We start from the raw sequence: 17,122 nt of genomic DNA, 5'->3' as shown, positions 1-17,122 counted from the left end.
TTCACCAAAAAGGCAGGGTCTGGATGTTCGGTTTCCTCTTTCGCGTGCTGTTCGCCGCAGTCGGTCTGTATATCGCCGCGCGACTGGTGCCGGGCATATCGGCGGACGGCTGGACCACCCTGCTGATCGCCGGCCTGCTGCTGGGTGTGGTCAATGCCGTGGTCAAGCCGATCGTCGTGATCCTGACCCTGCCGATCACCCTGCTGACCCTGGGCCTGTTTCTGCTGGTGGTGAATGGCGCGATGCTGTGGCTGGTCGCCTGGTTGCTGGATGGCCTGACGGTGCGGGGACTGATCCCCGGCATCCTCGGCGCGATCGTGGTGGGCGTGGTCAGTTGGGCCGGACAGGTGCTGATCGGCGATGGGCGGTCGGAGCGGGGCTGAGGCCTCATGGCTGTCGTACGCCCGTGAGCGCGCCGCAGGGGTTTGCTCAGGCCGCCGCGCAAACACGGTAAATGCGCTAAAAAACACTGTGACAGCACTATGAAATTTTAGCGAAATGGCGGCTCTGAACGGCCGCTATTAGCATGCCGTTAGGCTGGAAATGTTCCCTGCGCTTGTAGTGGGGGCGTTGTTTATGTTCACCTTGAGAGACACGGTTTCTTCTCTGGCGCCGGCGCGTCCGCATGATCTGGGCCGGACGCTCTATGATCGCTTCCGCGAAGAGCCCGACACCCTGATCGTCCCGGTGCTGGATGAGGAGGACCGGCCGATCGGTCTGGTCGAGCGCAACGCCTTCTTCCTGCGGATGGCGGCCGAGTATGGCCGCGCCCTCTACGCCAATCGCCCGATCTCGGTGCTGATGGATGTGGAGCCCCTGGTGGTCGACGCCGAGATGGCGCTGGACGATTTCACCACCGACAGCCTGTCCTATCGCGCCTCCGATCTGCTGCGCGGCTTCATCGTTACGGAGGGCGGGCGCTATCTGGGCGTGGGCACGGTGCTGGCCCTGCTGCAGGCCGCCAATGAGACCAATCGCCGGGGGGTGGTCGAACTGGCCGCCGCCAAGGCCACAGCCGAACGCGCCCAGACCTTCATGACCACCGTGGTCGAGGCGATGCCCTCGATGGTGTTCGTCAAGCGCGCCGATGATCACAGCTATGTTCTGCTCAACCGCGCCGGCGAGAAGACCCTGGGCTTTTCGCGCGAGGAGATGATCGGCCGCACCGACGCGGATTTCTATTCGCGCGAGCAGGCGACCATCTATGCCGATCGCGATCGCGAGGTGGCCGAGTCCGGCGAGGTGCGGATCATCGAAGAGGACCTGGTGCCGCGCAAGGACGGCAGCCTGGCCATGCTGCGCACCAAGAAGATCGTCATTCATGACGGCGAAGGGCGGCCTGAATATCTGGTGGGCGTGTCCGAGGACATCGCCGATCGCAAGCGGGCCGAGGCCCAGATCGCCCGTCTGGCCCACTATGACCCTCTGACTGAGTTGCCCAACCGGGTGCTGTTCCAGAAGGACCTGAGCGAGGCCCTGGCCCGCCGCGCGCGCACCGGCGACCAGCTGGCCGTGCACTTCATCGATCTGGACCGCTTCAAGACCGTCAATGACACCTTGGGCCACCCCGTGGGTGACGCCCTGCTGCGCATCGCGGCCGAGCGCCTGCGCGGCTGCGTTCGCGAAGGCGACACCGTGGCGCGACTGGGCGGGGACGAGTTCGCCGTGGTCCAGACGGGGCTTGCCGACCTGAGCGGGGCCACGAAACTGGCCGAGCGGGTGGTGGAGGCCATGGCCGCGCCGTTCGACCTGCTGGGCCATCAGGTGATGATCGGGGCCAGTGTCGGGGTCTCGGCCGCGCCCTCCGACGGCGACGACGCTGACGAACTTCTGAAGAAGGCCGACATGGCCCTCTATCGGGCCAAGGCCGACGGGCGGGGCGCCTTCCACTTCTTCGAGCGGGCCATGGACGAGCAGTTGCAGGCGCGCCGGGCGCTGGAGCTGGACCTGCGCCGGGCCCTGGTGGCCGGCGAGTTCGAGCTCTACTACCAGCCCCTCTACCACCTGGGCGATGACCGGGTGACCGGCTGCGAGGCGCTGCTGCGCTGGAACCATCCCGATCGCGGCATGGTCTCGCCGGCCGATTTCATCCCGATCGCCGAGGAGATCGGCCTGATCGTCCAGCTGGGCGAATGGGTCCTGCGCGAAGCCTGCGCCGAGGCCGCGACCTGGCCCGATCACGTGCGTCTGGCGGTCAATCTGTCGCCGGCCCAGTTCCGCGACCGGGGCCTGGTACGCACCGTGATCTCGGCCCTGGCGGTTTCAGGCTTGCCCGCCGAGCGGCTGGAACTGGAGATCACCGAGTCGGTGCTGCTGCAGGACAACGCCGCCAACATGTCGATGCTGCACGACCTCAAGGCCCTGGGCGTGCGGATCTCGATGGACGATTTCGGCACCGGCTACAGCTCGCTGAGCTATCTGCGCAGCTTCCCGTTCGACAAGATCAAGATCGACCAGACCTTCGTCCGCGACATTCTCAAGGACAAGGACGCCATGGCCATCATCAAGGCCGTTCTCGACCTGGGCGCCAGCCTGGGCATCGTCACCACGGCCGAGGGCGTCGAGACCGAGGAACAGCTGAACGCCCTGCGCGGTCAGGGCTGCGCCGAGATCCAGGGCTATTTCATCAGCCGCCCGGCTCCGGCCAGCGAGATCGCCCGGATGCTGGGCGTCGATGCGCGCACCCTGGGCAAGGCCGGTCAGGCGATCCGCTTGAGCGCCGCGGCCAAGTCCTCGACCAGCTCCGGCGTCGTGGCCCAGGAGCACATGAAGCGGACCGCGCCGTCCAGGAAGCGATAGACGAACCAGCCCTCGCCGCGCAGGCGCTCCAGGGCCGCGTCGTCCATATCCACGAAGATCCCATTGGCCTCGACCGGGTGGCGGATGGGGAAGGGCATCAGGGCGGCCAGCTTGCGGGCCATGGCGTTGGCGTGCACCGCGCGCTCGGACCAGGGCCCGCCGTCACCGTCTTCGCCCAACAGGCCCAGCCACGGCGCGGCCAGGAACCGGCCCTTGCTGACCAGCTGGCCGGCGTGCTTGAGCCGGGCGTCCAGCCGCCGGGCGTGATCGGGATTGAGGAACACCACGGCCTCGGTCGGGGTCGAGCCGGCCTTGGTGCCCCCCATCACCAGGATGTCGACGCCCATCCTGGCGATGCTCTTGAGGTCAAAGCCCGCCGCCACGGCGTTGGCCAGACGCGCGCCGTCCAGATGCACGCCATAGCCCCTGGCCTTCACCGGCGTGATCAGCGACCGCAGATGGGCCTCGTCATACACGGTGCCGTATTCGGTGGCGGTGGTCAGCGACAGGGCTGCGGCCGGCTGGTGGTAGGAGACGTCGGGCTGGGCCAGGGCCGCTTCCAGCGCCGGGACCTCGATCTTGCCCGAGGCGCCCGGCAGGCCGATCAGGCCGACGCCCTGGCCAAAGAAGCCCGGCGCGCCGGTCTCGTCGGTGCAGATATGGGCGTGCTCATGGGCCAGAACCGCCTCGTGCGGGTGGGCCAGAAGCGTCAGGGCGAAGGCGTTGGCCGCCGTGCCCGAGGCGGTGAACCGCACCTGGGCGTCGGCGTCGAGCAGCGCCCGAATGCGGTCGGCGGCGGCGGCGCTGACGTGGTCGGTCCCATAGCCCGAGGCCGTCCCGGCATTGGCGGCGATCAGGGCCTGCATCACCTCGGGCATGGCGCCGGCGACATTGTCGGAGGCGAAGTCGTAGCGGGCGTGTGTCATGCTCTCTCCGATAAGGCCTTGGCCGGTCGGGGGGCAAGCCTGAACCTCAGGGGATCTCCCGACCCCAGGCGCGCACCTCCTGCACGAACAGCTCGGGCTCCTCCATCGCCGCGAAGTGGCCGCCGCGCGGCATGTCGGTCCAGCGGGTGATGTTGTAGGCCCGGTCGCACCAGGTGCGGGGCGGGGCCGAATAGAGCAGCTCGCCGGGGAAGTTGGCGAAGGCGGTCGGGGTCTCGCAGCGCACGCCCTCGGGCAGGACGATGCCGCCTTCCTCCATCAGGCCGCGATAGTACCAGGCGCCGGTCGTGAAGCTCCCGGTCATCACATACAGCATGATGTTGGTCAGCAGCTGGTCGTCGCTGAACACCTGCTCGAACGGCTTGCCGGACAGGTCGGCCCAGTCGTGGAAGCGTTCCAGGATCCAGGCGGCCTGGCCGACCGGGTTGTTGGCCCCCAGCCAGGCCAGGGACTGCGGCTTGGAGACCTGCAGGCGCAGATAGGCGCCCATCACGTCCATGGCGAAGGCGGTGCGCTGGATCCAGGCGATCTCGGCCTCGCCCTGCGGCGGGCCGGCCGGGCGAAAGCCGATCATGTTCAGGTGGATGGCCTTCACATGGGCGGCGTGGTCCAGGCCCAACCACGAGGTGACCAGCCCGCCCCAGTCGCCGCCCTGGGCCAGGTAGCGGTCATAGCCCAGCTCTTGCGTCATCAGGCTGTTGAACAGCCGCGCCGTGGCCCGCTGGCCGATCGGGGCCTTGGGCTTGCCGGAAAAGCCAAAGCCCGGCAGGGACGGGATCACCAGATCAAAGGCGTCGGCCGGATCGCCGCCGTGGCGCGAGGGGAAGGCGAGGGGCTCGATGGCGTCCCAGAACTCGAAGTGCGATCCTGGCCAGCCGTGGGTCAGCAGCAGGGGGCGCTTGCCTTGCGCCTCGCCGACCACGTGGACGAAGTGGATCTCGAGGTCCTCGACCTTGGCCGTGAACTGCGGGAAGCGGTTGAGGCTATCCACGGCCTTGGCGACATCGAAGCCGTCGGCCCAGTAGGCGGTCAGGCGCCTGAGGGTGTCGGCGTCGCAGCCATGGTTCCAGCCGCCGCCTTCCGGTGCGACCGGAAACTCATACGCCCGGATCTGGTCCCGGACCTTGTCGACAGCCTGCTGGCTCCACTCGACCTTGAACGGCGTGGCCATGGCGTCCTCCCTGTTTTGCGGCAGGGTCAGGCGGGTGACGTGGGGGAGGTCAACTGAAACTCCGCTTCCTCTCTCCTCACCGTCATCCCGCGCTTTATGCGCGGGACCCATTTGTCCGCCGCCCATGCGTTGCGGCCTCGAGCTCTCACGTTGAAGCTGAACCATGGGTCCCGCGCATGAAGCGCGGGATGACGGGGTTATTTGGGGCGGATCTCTAGACCTGGCGCGGAACGGGCGTCCAGTTCATCACCTGATCGTAGAGATCATCCCAGTGGGGATTGTCGCGCTCGATCAGATTGATCTTCCACTGGCGGGGTCATTCCTTCAAACGCTTCTCGCGGTGAATGGCCTCACGCATATCCTCGTGGGTTTCGTACCAGACGAGCCGTTTCAGTCCGTAGCGCTTGGTGAAGCCCGGCAGAAGACCTTCGCGGTGTTGAACGATCCGCGCCTCGAACAGGCTGGTCACGCCGATGTAGAGCGTACCGTACGGCCTGTTCGCCATCATGTAGACGGCTATGGAGGCGTCGCGAGGAACCATTGTGCGATTTTGGTTGCGCCTCCTTAAAGATCAATCCTTGATTGTAATTATGTGTGTCTGCTTATGCCGGCTTTGCGAGCCGCCCCCGCACCTTCGGCCACAGCATGTTCACCGCCAGGCCGGTCAGCACCAGGGCCGCCGCGCCCAGCTTCCAGCCCGGCAGGCCCTCGTGCAGCAAGAGCGCCGAGGCGCCCATGCCGAACACCGGCACCAGCAGGGCCATCGGCGTGACCGTGGCGGCCGGGTGGCGGGCCAGCAGCCAGCCCCAGGCGGCATAGCCGAACATGGTGTTGCCCACGGCCTGCCACAGCACCGCCGCCCAGGTCAGGGCGTCGGCCGAGCGGACGCCGTGGACCATGGCGCTCCAACCCTCCAGCCATAGCGACATCAGGAACAGCGGCGGGATCGAGAACAGGCTGGCCCAGACCACATAGCCCAGCATGTTCACCGGTCCGGCCTGACGGGCGACGATATTGCCGCCCGACCAGCTGGCGGCGGCCAGCAGCACCAGGGCCACGCCCAGCGGGGTCGCCGAGCCGCCGCCGTGGGCGGCGATCAGCACGATGCCCGAGGCGGCCAGAAGCAGGGCGATGATCTGGAACGGCTGCACCCGCTCGCCGCTGATCTTCATCGCCATCCCGATGGTGAAGAACACCTGGGTCTGAACCACCAGCGAGGCCAGGCCCGGCGAGATGTGGCCCTTCATGGCCATGAACAGCAGCCCGAACTGTCCCGCGCCGATCAGCACGCCATAGGCCGCCAGGTTGGTCCACGGCACGGCCGGCCGCTTGACGAAGAAGGCCATAGGCAGCAGCACCAGCGTAAACCGCAGGGTGGCGAACAGCAGCGGCGGCAGGTGGTCCAGCCCCACGCGGATGACCACGAAATTGGTCCCCCACACCGCCACCACAGCCAGCGCCAGCAGGAAATGGCGCAAGGGCAGGGGGGCGTTGGGCATGGGTCAATCCGATCTGGAAACTGAGCCTCGGCCTTTGGTCCCGAGCGGCCAGCCTTGCAACGGAAACATTGTTCTGCGTGACAACTTCAAACGTTTGTTTTGACTTCTTCGGCCTCCAGCGGCCTACTCCGCCAAAACCCGTGAGGAACCGCCATGGCCTGGGATTTCGTGGTCGCCAAGACCGACCTGCGACGCGCCGAATTCCGGCCCGCAACGCTGCCGGACCTGGCCGAGGGCGAGGTGCGCCTGGCCGTCGACCGCTTCGCCCTGACCGCCAACAACATCACCTATGCCGTGTTCGGCGAGGCCATGCGCTACTGGGATTTCTTCCCGGCGGCCGAGGGCTTTGGCCGCGTGCCGGTCTGGGGATTCGCGACGGTCGAGGCGTCCAACCACCCCGATATCGCGGTGGGCCAGCGGTTCTACGGCTATTATCCGATGTCGAGCCATCTGACGGTTGTGGCCCGCAAGACCCGGGGCGGGTTCGCCGACGCTGCGCCGCACCGCCAGCACCTGGCGGCGGTCTATAACCAGTACGCCGCCGTCGAGGCCGAGGATGGAACCGAGGCGCTGCGGGCCCTGCTGCAGCCGCTGTTCATCACCGGCTTCCTGATCGACGACTTCCTGGACGAGCACGCGATGTTCGGGGCCGGGTCGATCATCCTGTCCAGCGCCTCGTCCAAGACGGCGATCGGCCTGGCTTTCCTGCTCAAGCAGCGCGGTGGCGCCAAGGTGGTGGGCCTGACCTCGCCGCGCAATGTGGCTTTCGTTGAGGCCCTGGGCTTCTATGACCAGGTCGTGACCTATGACGATCTGCCGACCGCGCCGATCGCTGCGCCGGCGGTGTTCGTGGATTTCGCCGGCGACGCCGGGGTGCTGGGCGCGGTGCATCGGCGGTTCGGCGAGGATCTGGCCTATTCCTGCCTGGTCGGCGGCACCCACTGGGAAGCCGCGCGGGGCGCGGGCGATCTGCCCGGTCCCAAACCGATCCTGTTCTTCGCCCCCGACCGCGTGAAGAAGCGTCAGGAAGACTGGGGCCCCGGCGGCTTCGAGAGCCGCTATGGCGCGGCGTGGAGCGCCTTCGTCGCCGACGCAGGGCGGTGGCTGAAGGTCGAGACCGGCGTGGGCCAGGACGCCATCGCCGCGACCTATCTGGCGGTGCTGGAAGGTCGGGCAGGGCCGGAGGCAGGGTGTATGCTGGTGGTGGAGTAGGCGCGTCTCAGGTCCCCTAGGCCGCTCGCGACGCCTCCGTCTCCAACGCCAAGCCCAGGCGCCGGCCCAGCGCCTCGCGCCCCGCCGGGGTGAGGTCGGCGGCGCGGCTGGTCCGGTCGCGGACGATCCAGCCCAGGGCCTCGAAGCGGTCGCAGAGGGCTGCGCCCAGGGGGCCGGCCAGATGGGACCGCCGCTCGGTCCAGTCCAGACACTGACGGGCGACGCCGCGCTTGGCGCGCAAGGCCGCGACCTCGATGCCCAGTTCGGCGAACCACGCGGTTCCGGACGGGCTGACGGCGTACAGCTTGTCCTGGCCGGGGATCAGGTGCCCCCGGGCCTGAAGGGCGTCGGTCAGTCCGACCCCCAGCCGTCCGGCCAGGTGGCCATAGCAGCAGCGGCCGTTGCGCAGGGCGCGGGCCTTGGGCGAGCGCGGGGTGTCCAGGGCGCGGATCGGCGCGGCCAGCACGGCCAGGGCCTCCAGGGCGTGGGCGACCTCGGCGTTGTGCAGGCGGTAATAGCGGTGACGGCCCTGCCGCTCGACCGTCAGCAAGCCGCCCTCGATCAGCTTGGCCAGGTGATTGCTGGCGGCCTGGGCGGTCAGGCCGGCGGCCCAGGCCAGGGCGCTGGCCGGCTGGGCGCGGCCGTCCATCAGGGCCTGCAGCATGGCGGCGCGGCCGGGATCGCCGATCAGGGCGGCGGGGGCGGCGATGTTGGGCTCCATCGGAGGTTCCTTCTGTCACCGAACTCATAGCCCATCGTCGATCCTGAGGGTTCAGTCTTCGGTGTAGCATCGCGGTGGGTTTGGCGGGCATGACGGGTCATGTCCCAAGCCGCCGCTCGCCCCGCCCTGATCGTCGCCGCCGCCAGTTTCGGCTTCCTGGTCACCCAACTGGACGTGACCATCGTCAATGTCGCGCTGGACGCGATCGGCCGCACGTTCGACGCCCCGATGGCGGCGCTGCAATGGGTGGTCGACGCCTATGTGCTGGCGCTTGCGGCCATGCTGCTGTCGGCCGGCGCCCTGGGCGACCGGATCGGGCCGCGCCGGGTGTTCGTGGCGGGGCTGGTGCTGTTCGCCCTGGCCTCGGCCGCCTGCGGACTGGCGACGGGACCCGAGACCCTGATCGCCGCGCGCCTGGCGCAGGGCGCGGCCGGGGCCCTGCTGATCCCGCCCTCCCTGGCCCTGATCGCCCACGCCTTCGAAGGCGACGATCGGCGGCGGGCCTGGGCGGTGGGCTGGTGGACGGCGGCGGGCGGGGTGTCGATCGCCGCTGGGCCGGTGCTGGGCGGTCTGTTGGTGGCCGGCCTGGGGTGGCGCTGGGTGTTCCTGGTCAATCTGCCGCTGTGCGCCATCGGCGCAGCCCTGACCCTGGCCGTGATCCCCGAGGCGCCGCCGAAAGCCCGAAGGCCCCTCGATCTGCCGGGCCAGGCCCTGGCCCTGATCGCCGTCACCGCCGGGGTCGGGGCGGTGATCGAGGGCGGGCGTCGGGGCTGGGGCCATCCGGGGCCGCTGGTCGCGCTGGTCGCCGGGGTGCTGGCGATGGTCGCCTTCCTGTGGGTCGAGGCGCATAGCCCGCATCCGGTGGCGCCGCTGTCGATGTTCCGCCAGCGGGCGGTGTCGACGGCCGTGCTGGTCGGATCGGCGCTGAACTTCACCTATTACGGCCTGGTCTTCGTGCTGGGGCTCTATCTGCAGCGGGCCGTGGGCTATGGGCCGGAGCAGGCGGGCCTGGCCTTTCTGCCCCTGACGGCGACCTTCATCTTTTCCAACCTGATCAGCGGCGGACTGGTCGCGCGGTTCGGCGCCGCGCGGGTGACCGGCGCCGGGGTGCTGATCGCGGCCTGTGGCTATGGGCTGACCGCGCGGCTGGGGGCGGGTTCGAGTTTCTGGGAGATGCTGCCGGGCTTTGCCCTGATCCCCGGCGGAATGGGGCTGGCGATCCCGGCCCTGACGTCCGGATTGCTGGCTAGCGTCGACCGCAGCGTGGCCGGGGCGGCGACAGGGGTTCTGAACGCCTGCCGTCAGGCCGGCGGCGCGGCGGGCGTGGCGGTGTTCGGCGCGCTGGCGGCGGGCGGGCCGGAGCAGATCGTCAGTGGGCTGAGAGTGTCGGGCGTGGTGGCGGCGGTGATGCTGGTCGGGGCGGCCTGGGTGGCGGGGCGACGGGTTCGCTAGCGTTCTCCCTTCCCCCTTGATGGGGGAAGGGCCGGGGATGGGGGTGACGCGGCGGTTCAGGCGGCAAGCGCCGTCATCAAGCCGAACAGCCCTATCACCCCCACCCAACCCTCCCCCATCAAGGGGCAGGGCTAAAAGAAAACGGCCGCCCTGGTTTCCCGAGGCGGCCGTTCCCAATCAGCTGACGAAGAAACCTAGACCAGCGAGCCGTGGCACTGCTTGAACTTCTTGCCCGAGCCGCAGGGGCAGGGGCCGTTGCGGGCGGTGTTTTCCCAGCCTTCGGGCAGCACCGAGATCGGCAGGGCCTGGCGTTGTTCGGGCGACAGGCCTTCCGGGATCGCGCCGGCCACGGCGACGTTCTCCCCGGTCAGCGGGTCCATATGGACCTGGATCAGGTTTTCCGGTGAATGCAGGGGCTCGGGCTCGGCATAGGCGATCTCGACCGTCATCAGCCAGCGGGTGGTGTTGGTGCGCAGGTCGCCCAGCAGCTTTTCGAACAGGCTGAAGGCTTCGGTCTTGTACTCGTTGAGCGGATCGCGCTGGCCGTAGCCGCGCAGGCCGATGACGTTGCGCAGGTGATCCAGGTGCATCAGGTGCTCGCGCCACTGCAGATCGATCATCTGCAGCAGGAAGCTCTTTTCCACCGAACGCATCTGCTCGGGCGTGATGATCTGTTCGCGCTGGGCGGCGTGCTCGTCGGCGGCCTTGTTGATGCGCTCGCGCATCTCCTCGTCGGCGATGCCTTCCTCGGCGGCCCACGCGGCCAGGGGCAGGTCGAGGCCCAGGATCGAGGTGACGCGTTCGGTCAGGCCCTCGATGTCCCACTGCTCGGCATAGGCCTTGGGCGGCAGGTGGCGCAGGACCAGGTCATCGACCACGTCGTGACGCATCTCGTGGATGATGTCCGACAGGTCGGTGGCTTCCATGAACTCCTGGCGCTGCTCGAACACGGCCTTGCGCTGGTCGTTGACGACGTCGTCGTACTTCAGGAGGTTCTTGCGGATCTCGTAGTTGCGCTGCTCGACGCGCTTCTGGGCGGTGGCGATGGCGTTGTTGAGCCACTTGTGGGTGATCGCCTCGCCTTCCTGAACGCCGAAGGTGCGCATGATCGCGTCCAGGCGCTCGCCGGCGAAGATGCGCAGCAGGTCGTCCTCGCACGACAGGAAGAACTTGGAGCGGCCCGGGTCGCCCTGACGGCCGGTGCGGCCGCGCAGCTGGTTGTCGATGCGGCGGCTTTCGTGGCGCTCGGTGCCCAGCACGAACAGGCCGCCGGCCGCCAGGGCCTTGGCCTTGGAGTCGGCGATGTCGGCTTCGATCTCGGCGCGCATGGCCAGTTCGTCGGCGGGCAGGGGCGTGATGCCCAGACCCTTCTGCTGCTGGCGCCAGTTGGCCAGGCGCATGTCCAGATTGCCGCCCAGCTGGATGTCGGTGCCACGGCCGGCCATGTTGGTGGCGATGGTCACGGCGCCGGGCGCGCCCGCGTCGGCGACGATGCCGGCTTCCTGCTCGTGGAAGCGGGCGTTCAGCACCTGGTGGGGAATGCCCTTGCCGGTCTTGTAGACGATGTCGAAGGCGTCATCGCCGATCTTGGCCAGTTCCTTGTCGTCCTTGCCGGCATGCTCGGCCTTCGGAGCGCGCGACATCTCGACCTTGTAGGCGTAGTTCGACAGCAGCTTGGACAGCTCTTCGGACTTCTCGATCGAGACGGTGCCGACCAGAATCGGCTGGCCATGGGCGTGGCAGTGGGCAATCTGCCTGAGGATGGACTCGTTCTTCTCGCGCTCGGTGCGATAGACCTCGTCGTCGTCGTCGATGCGCTGGATGACGCGGTTGGTCGGGATTTCGCTGACGCTCATCTTGTAGATGTCGTCGAACTCGTGGGCCTCCGTCGAGGCCGTGCCGGTCATGCCCGACAGCTTGGTGTAGAGGCGGAAATAGTTCTGGATGGTCACCGAGGCCAGGGTCTGGTTCTCGGGCTGGATGGCGGCGCCTTCCTTGGCCTCGATGGCCTGGTGCAGGCCTTCCGAGAGGCGGCGGCCGGTCATCATGCGGCCGGTGAACTCGTCGATCAGGACGACTTCGCTGTCCTTGACGATATAGTCTTTGTCGCGCGTGTAGAGCACGTTGGCCCGCAGGGCCTGGTTGACGTGGTGCACCACCGAGATGTTGGCCGCGTCATAGAGGCCGGCGGTGTCCTCGGCCAGATGGCCGCCCGACATCAGGATCTCTTCGATCTTTTCCTGGCCTTCCTCGGTGAGGATGACCTGCTTCTGCTTTTCGTCGTGATCGTAGGTGGTCTTGTCCTTGATGAGTTCCTTCACCAGGACGTCGATGGTCTTGTACAGCTCGCTGCGGTCCTCGGTCGGGCCCGAGATGATCAGCGGCGTGCGGGCTTCGTCGATCAGGATCGAGTCCACTTCGTCGACGATGACGAAGTGGTGGCCGCGCTGGACCATTTCCTCGACGCTGTAGACGAGGTTGTCGCGCAGATAGTCGAAGCCGAATTCGTTGTTGGTGCCGTAGGTGATGTCGCTGCGATAGGCGCGCTGACGTTCACCCTGGCTGAGGCCGTTGACGATCACGCCATAGGACAGGCCCAGGAAGTTGTAGATCTGGCCCATCCACTCGGCGTCGCGCTTGGCCAGATAGTCGTTGACGGTAATGACGTGGACGCCCTTGCCGGCCAGGGCGTTGAGATAGGTGGGCAGGGTGGCGACCAGGGTCTTGCCCTCGCCGGTGCGCATTTCCGAGATGCCGCCGAAGTGCAGCACCATGCCGCCCACCAGCTGAACGTCGAAGTGGCGCATGCCCAGCACGCGCTTGGACGCCTCGCGGACCACGGCGAAGGCTTCGTTGAGCAGGTCGTCGAGGGTTTCGCCCTTTTCCAGCCGCGCCTTGAACTCGTCGGTCTTGGCCTTCAGCGCCTCGTCGGACAGGGCGGCGTATTCGGCCTCCAGCGCGTTGATTTTCGCGACGCGGGAGGTCATCGTCTTGACCTTGCGGTCGTTGGAAGAGCCGAAGAGCTTTTTGGCGAAGCCGAGCATGAAGTCGAAATTCCGGTGAACTGTTAGCGCGACGGGCGTTGGGCGGCAGGCAAGGCGAGCGCCCCGCATGACTAACGCGCCCGTGTCGGCGCGGGCGAGACTTAAGCAGCGACCCCTCCAGTGTCAACGCGAGGGCCCCGGATACGACGTCGTAAAGTCGAAGGTTTTCGGCCTTTTGGCGGTTTCATCCTTCCCGGCGCCGAAAATCCCGCAAAGCCTTCCAGCGAAGACGCCGGCCTTGCATTCCCCTTGAGTCAAAACCGCGTTAGAGCCTGTCTCAAGGTTCGTCGGAGATCCGTCCCTTGATCAAGTTTTCTCACAGCCGCGTTTGGGCCGCCCTGGCCGTCACCGTGCTGCTGGCCGCCTGTGGCCAGAACAAGAGCGCCGAGAAGCCGCCGGAGCCGGGCGACACCGCCGTGGCGCGGGTCAACGGCCATGCGGTCTGGGCCTCGGACGTCAAGCGCGAGGCCGTCGCCCAGGGCCTGATCAGCGAGGGCGAGCCGCTGGATGTTTCCAGCGAAGTGTTCCGCCAGCGTCTGGATGAGGTGATCGACCAGAAGCTGCTGGCCGCCGAGGCTCTCAAGCGCAAGCTGGACAAGGATCCGGTCGCTCAACGCCGCCTGGCCGCCGCCCGCGAGCGCATCCTGGGCGACATGCTGGTCGAGAGCGTGGTGGAAAAGGCCGTCAACGAGGACGCCATCCGCCGCCTCTATGCCGAGCAACAGAAGCTGTCCAAGCGCTCCGAAGAGATCCGCGCCCGCCAGATCCTGGTCGCCACCCAGGCCGAGGCCGACAGCATCAAGAAGCTGTTGACCTCCGGCGCCTCGTTCGACGCCCTGGCCATGGAACGCTCGACCGACCAGGCCACCCGCTTCAACGGCGGCGACCTGGGCTATTTCACCGTCGACGTCATGCCCGAGGCCTATACCGGGGTCCTCAAGACCGCGCAGAAGGGGCAACTGGTCGGCCCGTTCGCCGTCGAAGGCGGCTGGGCGATCATGCGCATCGACGACAAGCGCATGGAGGAGCCGATCACCCTGGAGGCCGCGCGGCCGCAGATCGTGCGCTTCCTGACCTATGATCAGGTCCGCGACCTGCTGGAAAAGCTGCGCGGCGGCGCCAAGGTCGACATGCTGGCCGCCAAGGCTCAGGACCTGCCCGGCGCGCCGCAGGAACCGGCCTCGGCTCCGGTGGAGCTGGAGGGGCAGCCCCCGGCCTCCGCCCCGCCCGCCGCGCCGCCCGCGCCGGCGACGACCAAGAAGAACTAGTCGAGACGACCGCATGCCCCGCAAGACTGACAAGGCCGTCGCCAAGCCCGCGCCCGCCGCCGAAACCGCCGCTGCGCCGGGCGCCGTCGAGCGCGTGGGCCAGACCCTCGAGCGCGCCCTGGATCCCCTGGCGTCCGTGATCAAGCGCGCCGGTCGGGCTTTCGCGCCCGACGACGCCGTCCAGACTGCTGCCAAGAGTTCGGTCCCCAAGAGTCCGCCCCCCAAGAGCCCGGCGACCAAGAGCTCGGCAGCCAAGGCTCCCGCCGCCAAGGCCGCCCCGGGCAAGCCCGGCCTGGCGATCTCGCCCCTGGCCGTGCCGTTCCCGACCATCCCGCCGATCGCCGGCGTCGAGATCGCCACCGGCCGCGCCGGTTTCTACAAGCACGAGCGCGAAGACCTGCTGCTGATGCGCTTCGCCGAGGGCACTTCGGCGGCCGGCGTCTTCACTCGCCACGGCGTCGGCTCGGCTCCTGTTGACTGGTGCAAGCGCCAGCTGGCCGCCACGGGCGGGGCCGACGTGCGGGCCCTGGTGGTCAATGCCGGCTGCGCCAACAGCTTCACCGGCAAGCCCGGCGCCGACGCGGTGCGCCGGGTGGCGACCGCCGTGGGCAAGCGCTTCGACTGCCGCCAGCGCGACGTGATGATGGCCTCGACCGGCGTGATCGGGGTGATCCTCGACGACAGCAAGATCACCGCCCGCCTGCCCGAGGTGGCCACGCACCTGACCGCCGACGCCTGGTCCGAGGCGGCCAAGGCGATCATGACCACCGACACCTTCCCGAAGGGGGCCTTCGCCACCGCGATGATCGACGGTCACGAGGTCAAGATCGCCGGCATCGCCAAGGGCTCGGGGATGATCGCCCCTGATATGGCCACCATGCTGTCGTTCGTGGCCACCGACGCGGCCATAGCCCCCGCCGCCCTGCAGACCCTGGTCAGCCTCTATACCCGCACCACCTTCAACAGCGTCACGGTGGACGGCGACCGCTCGACCAACGACACCCTGCTGCTGTTCGCCACCGGCCAGTCGGGCGCGCCCAAGATCCACCGGGCCGGCGACCGCCGCCTGGCCGATTTCCGGGTCAAGCTCGACGCCCTGTTGCTGGACCTGGCCCAGCAGCTGGTGCGCGACGGCGAGGGGGCGACCAAGTTCGTCCGCATCACCGTGGACGGCGCCCAGAGCCCGGCCAGCGCCCGCAAGATCGCCCGCACCATCGCCGAGAGCCCCCTGGTCAAGACCGCCTTCGCCGGCGAGGACGCCAACTGGGGTCGCATCGCCATGGCTATCGGCCGGGCCGACGAACCGGTGGCCCGCGAGAAGATCAGCATCAGGTTCGGCGACCTCTATGCCGCCCGCGACGGCCTGGTCTCGCCCGACTATGACGAGGCGGCGATGAGCGCCTATGTCAAAAGGCCCGAGTTCGAGGTCGCTGTCGATGTCGGCGTCGGCAAGGGCTCGGCCACGGTCTGGACCTGCGACCTGACCAAGCAATATGTGGCGATCAACGGGGATTATCGGTCGTAACCATGGCCGCCGACACGCCGATCCTCTTGCTGGGCGAGATCGCCGAAACCTGTCGCGAGCACGGCTATGTCGTCGAGGCGATCGACAACGGCCTGGAGGTGTCCGGGGCCGAGGAGGGCGGGGCCTTCTATCTGTTCCCCGAGAACGGCTGGCTGCAGGTGCGCTGCCAGGTGCTGGACAACGCGGATCTGGATCAGGCGCGCACCCTGGACGCCCTGTTCGAGACCGTCGCGCGCGCCCAGTTTCGTCTGATCGGCAGCCGCTTCGGCTTTGATCCGCACACCGGCCTGTGGTTGATCGCCGACCTGTATCCAGACTTCGAGGTTGAACAGGTTCCGACGGTTCTGGAGCAGTTGGCCTTTGTCTGGTCGGCCCTGGGCGGCGTGCTGGGCAGCGCGCTGAAGGGCGAGATCGCCGACGATGACGCCCTTAACGCCGCCTTCGACCTGGAAGCGGCCGGCGCGCCGAACTAGCGGATCGTGCGGAAATGCGGACGCCGGTTTTCCGCGAAGACGGCGCGACACGCAAAGCCAGCTCCTGGCGGTCGGAACCTATTGTGACGCTTGCCGTTCCCTCACCGTGTTCATCCGTGAGCAGCGTATAGGGAACTCAATGACCAAACTTGGCTGTCGATATCAGGCGACGATGGCTGCGGCGGTGCTGGCCATGGCGGGCGCCGCTCACGCCCAGGCCCAGAAGCCGCCCAACAGACCGCCTGAAGTTCAGGCGGACCCTCCCAAGAGCAATGGCGCCCGCGATGCGATCGTGGATATCGGCGCGCAGCCCGCGCGCGACATCGGCATGTCGAAGCGTGAAATCCCGCCGATCCTGGAACAGGCTCTGGACGATCCCTATGGCCTGAGAGGCCTGAAGACCTGCACCCAGCTGGCGGGCGAGATCCACAGGCTCAATGAGGTTCTGGGTCCCGACTACGGCGTCGGCGCGGAATATAAGGAAAACCGCGCCGGCCGGCTGGCGGCGGCGGGCGGCAAGACCCTGGTCAACAGCATCATTCCGTTCCGCGGTCTGGTGCGCGAGATCACCGGCGCCGCCCCGGCCGACCGTCACCTGGACGCCGTCATCGACGCCGGTCTGGCCCGCCGCGGCTTCATGCGCGGCGTCTATTACAAGCAGCGCTGCAAGGCGAAGCTCTGACGGGAGCAGGCGTCTATCCCACCGTCGTCCGCGACGCGAGATACCGAGGGGCCACCGAAACTGGTGGGAACGGAAATCAGGCCATCGCCCGAAACCTGACATTTGTCCCTTGGCCCACAAGCGGACATCGCCAAGGTCCGAGGAGGCTGGGAAGCGGGCGCCACACTGCGTCCTTCGAGGCTCGGCTACGCCTCGCACCTCAGGATGAGGAATTCAGTCGCCAAAAAACGCCTCATCCTGAGGCGCCCGCGCAGCGGGCCTCGAAGGACGCACGGCGTTGACAACCGCCCAGGGTCGAAAGCCCGCCTTGGCTTCCCGCTCGAAAGCCGACC

At 67.8% G+C, this 17,122-nt stretch carries 13 protein-coding genes and 1 pseudogene; 8 read left to right on the top strand and 6 right to left on the bottom strand.

Translation table 11 applies throughout. The features are described from left to right. Positions 1-23: 23 nt before the first annotated feature. Both ACW18B_RS19895 and ACW18B_RS19890 read left to right on the top strand, forming a co-directional pair. Positions 24-383 carry a phage holin family protein gene (locus tag ACW18B_RS19895; RefSeq protein ID WP_492048730.1) on the top strand — a complete coding sequence of 120 codons (360 nt, stop codon included), beginning with the start codon at positions 24-26 and terminating at the stop codon, positions 381-383. A gap of 193 nt (positions 384-576) precedes the next feature. Then, on the top strand, positions 577-2,799 hold the full coding sequence (locus ACW18B_RS19890) for a putative bifunctional diguanylate cyclase/phosphodiesterase (RefSeq protein ID WP_492048729.1): 2,223 nt from the start codon (positions 577-579) through the stop codon (positions 2,797-2,799). On the opposite strand, the gene ACW18B_RS19885 is transcribed toward ACW18B_RS19890, so the two are convergent. The 4 genes and pseudogenes from ACW18B_RS19885 to ACW18B_RS19870 form a co-directional block, all read right to left on the bottom strand. Continuing rightward, positions 2,700-3,725 (bottom strand): threonine aldolase family protein, encoded by a 1,026-nt coding sequence (locus ACW18B_RS19885; protein ID WP_492048728.1) that lies wholly within the window; start codon positions 3,723-3,725, stop codon positions 2,700-2,702. The two genes, ACW18B_RS19890 and ACW18B_RS19885, sit on opposite strands and share 100 nt — an antisense overlap. Before the next feature lie 46 nt (positions 3,726-3,771). Then, positions 3,772-4,914: an epoxide hydrolase family protein gene (locus ACW18B_RS19880; RefSeq protein ID WP_492048727.1), complete on the bottom strand. Its 1,143-nt coding sequence runs from the start codon at positions 4,912-4,914 to the stop codon at positions 3,772-3,774. A gap of 214 nt (positions 4,915-5,128) precedes the next feature. Continuing rightward, a pseudogene (locus ACW18B_RS19875) lies at positions 5,129-5,455 on the bottom strand (GIY-YIG nuclease family protein). A 61-nt stretch (positions 5,456-5,516) separates the two neighbouring features. Beyond that, entirely contained in the window at positions 5,517-6,413 is an 897-nt protein-coding gene (locus ACW18B_RS19870; RefSeq protein WP_492048726.1) for an EamA family transporter, read from the bottom strand. Between the two features lie 153 nt (positions 6,414-6,566). On the opposite strand from ACW18B_RS19870, the gene ACW18B_RS19865 reads away from it, so the two are divergent. After that, positions 6,567-7,625, top strand: coding sequence for a DUF2855 family protein (locus ACW18B_RS19865; protein ID WP_492048725.1), 1,059 nt, complete (start codon positions 6,567-6,569; stop codon positions 7,623-7,625). 16 nt (positions 7,626-7,641) lie between these two features. On the opposite strand, the gene ACW18B_RS19860 is transcribed toward ACW18B_RS19865, so the two are convergent. Further along, positions 7,642-8,346, bottom strand: coding sequence for an ArsR/SmtB family transcription factor (locus ACW18B_RS19860; protein ID WP_492048724.1), 705 nt, complete (start codon positions 8,344-8,346; stop codon positions 7,642-7,644). A 99-nt stretch (positions 8,347-8,445) separates the two neighbouring features. On the opposite strand from ACW18B_RS19860, the gene ACW18B_RS19855 reads away from it, so the two are divergent. Next, positions 8,446-9,798 carry an MFS transporter gene (locus tag ACW18B_RS19855; RefSeq protein WP_492048723.1) on the top strand — a complete coding sequence of 451 codons (1,353 nt, stop codon included), beginning with the start codon at positions 8,446-8,448 and terminating at the stop codon, positions 9,796-9,798. 194 nt (positions 9,799-9,992) lie between these two features. On the opposite strand, the gene secA is transcribed toward ACW18B_RS19855, so the two are convergent. Further along, entirely contained in the window at positions 9,993-12,842 is a 2,850-nt protein-coding gene (secA, locus tag ACW18B_RS19850) for a preprotein translocase subunit SecA (RefSeq protein ID WP_492048722.1), read from the bottom strand. Between the two features lie 302 nt (positions 12,843-13,144). Between secA and ACW18B_RS19845 the strand changes: the two genes are divergently transcribed. The 4 genes from ACW18B_RS19845 (at position 13,145) to ACW18B_RS19830 (ending at position 16,790) form a co-directional block, all read left to right on the top strand. Continuing rightward, positions 13,145-14,110 carry a peptidylprolyl isomerase gene (locus ACW18B_RS19845; protein WP_492048721.1) on the top strand — a complete coding sequence of 322 codons (966 nt, stop codon included), beginning with the start codon at positions 13,145-13,147 and terminating at the stop codon, positions 14,108-14,110. A gap of 13 nt (positions 14,111-14,123) precedes the next feature. Continuing rightward, positions 14,124-15,635: a bifunctional glutamate N-acetyltransferase/amino-acid acetyltransferase ArgJ gene (gene argJ, locus ACW18B_RS19840; RefSeq protein WP_492048720.1), complete on the top strand. Its 1,512-nt coding sequence runs from the start codon at positions 14,124-14,126 to the stop codon at positions 15,633-15,635. A 2-nt stretch (positions 15,636-15,637) separates the two neighbouring features. Then, entirely contained in the window at positions 15,638-16,108 is a 471-nt protein-coding gene (locus tag ACW18B_RS19835; RefSeq protein WP_492048719.1) for a hypothetical protein, read from the top strand. Positions 16,109-16,247: 139 nt separating this feature from the next. Further along, positions 16,248-16,790 (top strand): hypothetical protein, encoded by a 543-nt coding sequence (locus ACW18B_RS19830; protein ID WP_492048718.1) that lies wholly within the window; start codon positions 16,248-16,250, stop codon positions 16,788-16,790. The last annotated feature ends 332 nt before the right edge of the window (positions 16,791-17,122 follow it).

It is taken from the genome of Caulobacter sp. FV2ps19 (genome assembly GCF_058681035.1).
Note: the sequence above shows the minus strand (reverse complement) of the source record. Positions and strands in the feature narration are given on the sequence as shown.

What these genes read in the sequence shown, in the direction of transcription:
- ACW18B_RS19895 (WP_492048730.1), top strand. Translation starts at nt 24, where the DNA reads ATGTTCGGTTTCCTCTTTCGCGTGCTGTTCGCCGCAGTCGGTCTGTAT.
- ACW18B_RS19890 (WP_492048729.1), top strand. Translation starts at nt 577, where the DNA reads ATGTTCACCTTGAGAGACACGGTTTCTTCTCTGGCGCCGGCGCGTCCG.
- ACW18B_RS19885 (WP_492048728.1), bottom strand. Translation starts at nt 3,725, where the DNA reads ATGACACACGCCCGCTACGACTTCGCCTCCGACAATGTCGCCGGCGCC.
- ACW18B_RS19880 (WP_492048727.1), bottom strand. Translation starts at nt 4,914, where the DNA reads ATGGCCACGCCGTTCAAGGTCGAGTGGAGCCAGCAGGCTGTCGACAAG.
- ACW18B_RS19870 (WP_492048726.1), bottom strand. Translation starts at nt 6,413, where the DNA reads ATGCCCAACGCCCCCCTGCCCTTGCGCCATTTCCTGCTGGCGCTGGCT.
- ACW18B_RS19865 (WP_492048725.1), top strand. Translation starts at nt 6,567, where the DNA reads ATGGCCTGGGATTTCGTGGTCGCCAAGACCGACCTGCGACGCGCCGAA.
- ACW18B_RS19860 (WP_492048724.1), bottom strand. Translation starts at nt 8,346, where the DNA reads ATGGAGCCCAACATCGCCGCCCCCGCCGCCCTGATCGGCGATCCCGGC.
- ACW18B_RS19855 (WP_492048723.1), top strand. Translation starts at nt 8,446, where the DNA reads ATGTCCCAAGCCGCCGCTCGCCCCGCCCTGATCGTCGCCGCCGCCAGT.
- secA (WP_492048722.1), bottom strand. Translation starts at nt 12,842, where the DNA reads ATGCTCGGCTTCGCCAAAAAGCTCTTCGGCTCTTCCAACGACCGCAAG.
- argJ (WP_492048720.1), top strand. Translation starts at nt 14,124, where the DNA reads ATGCCCCGCAAGACTGACAAGGCCGTCGCCAAGCCCGCGCCCGCCGCC.
- ACW18B_RS19835 (WP_492048719.1), top strand. Translation starts at nt 15,638, where the DNA reads ATGGCCGCCGACACGCCGATCCTCTTGCTGGGCGAGATCGCCGAAACC.
- ACW18B_RS19830 (WP_492048718.1), top strand. Translation starts at nt 16,248, where the DNA reads ATGACCAAACTTGGCTGTCGATATCAGGCGACGATGGCTGCGGCGGTG.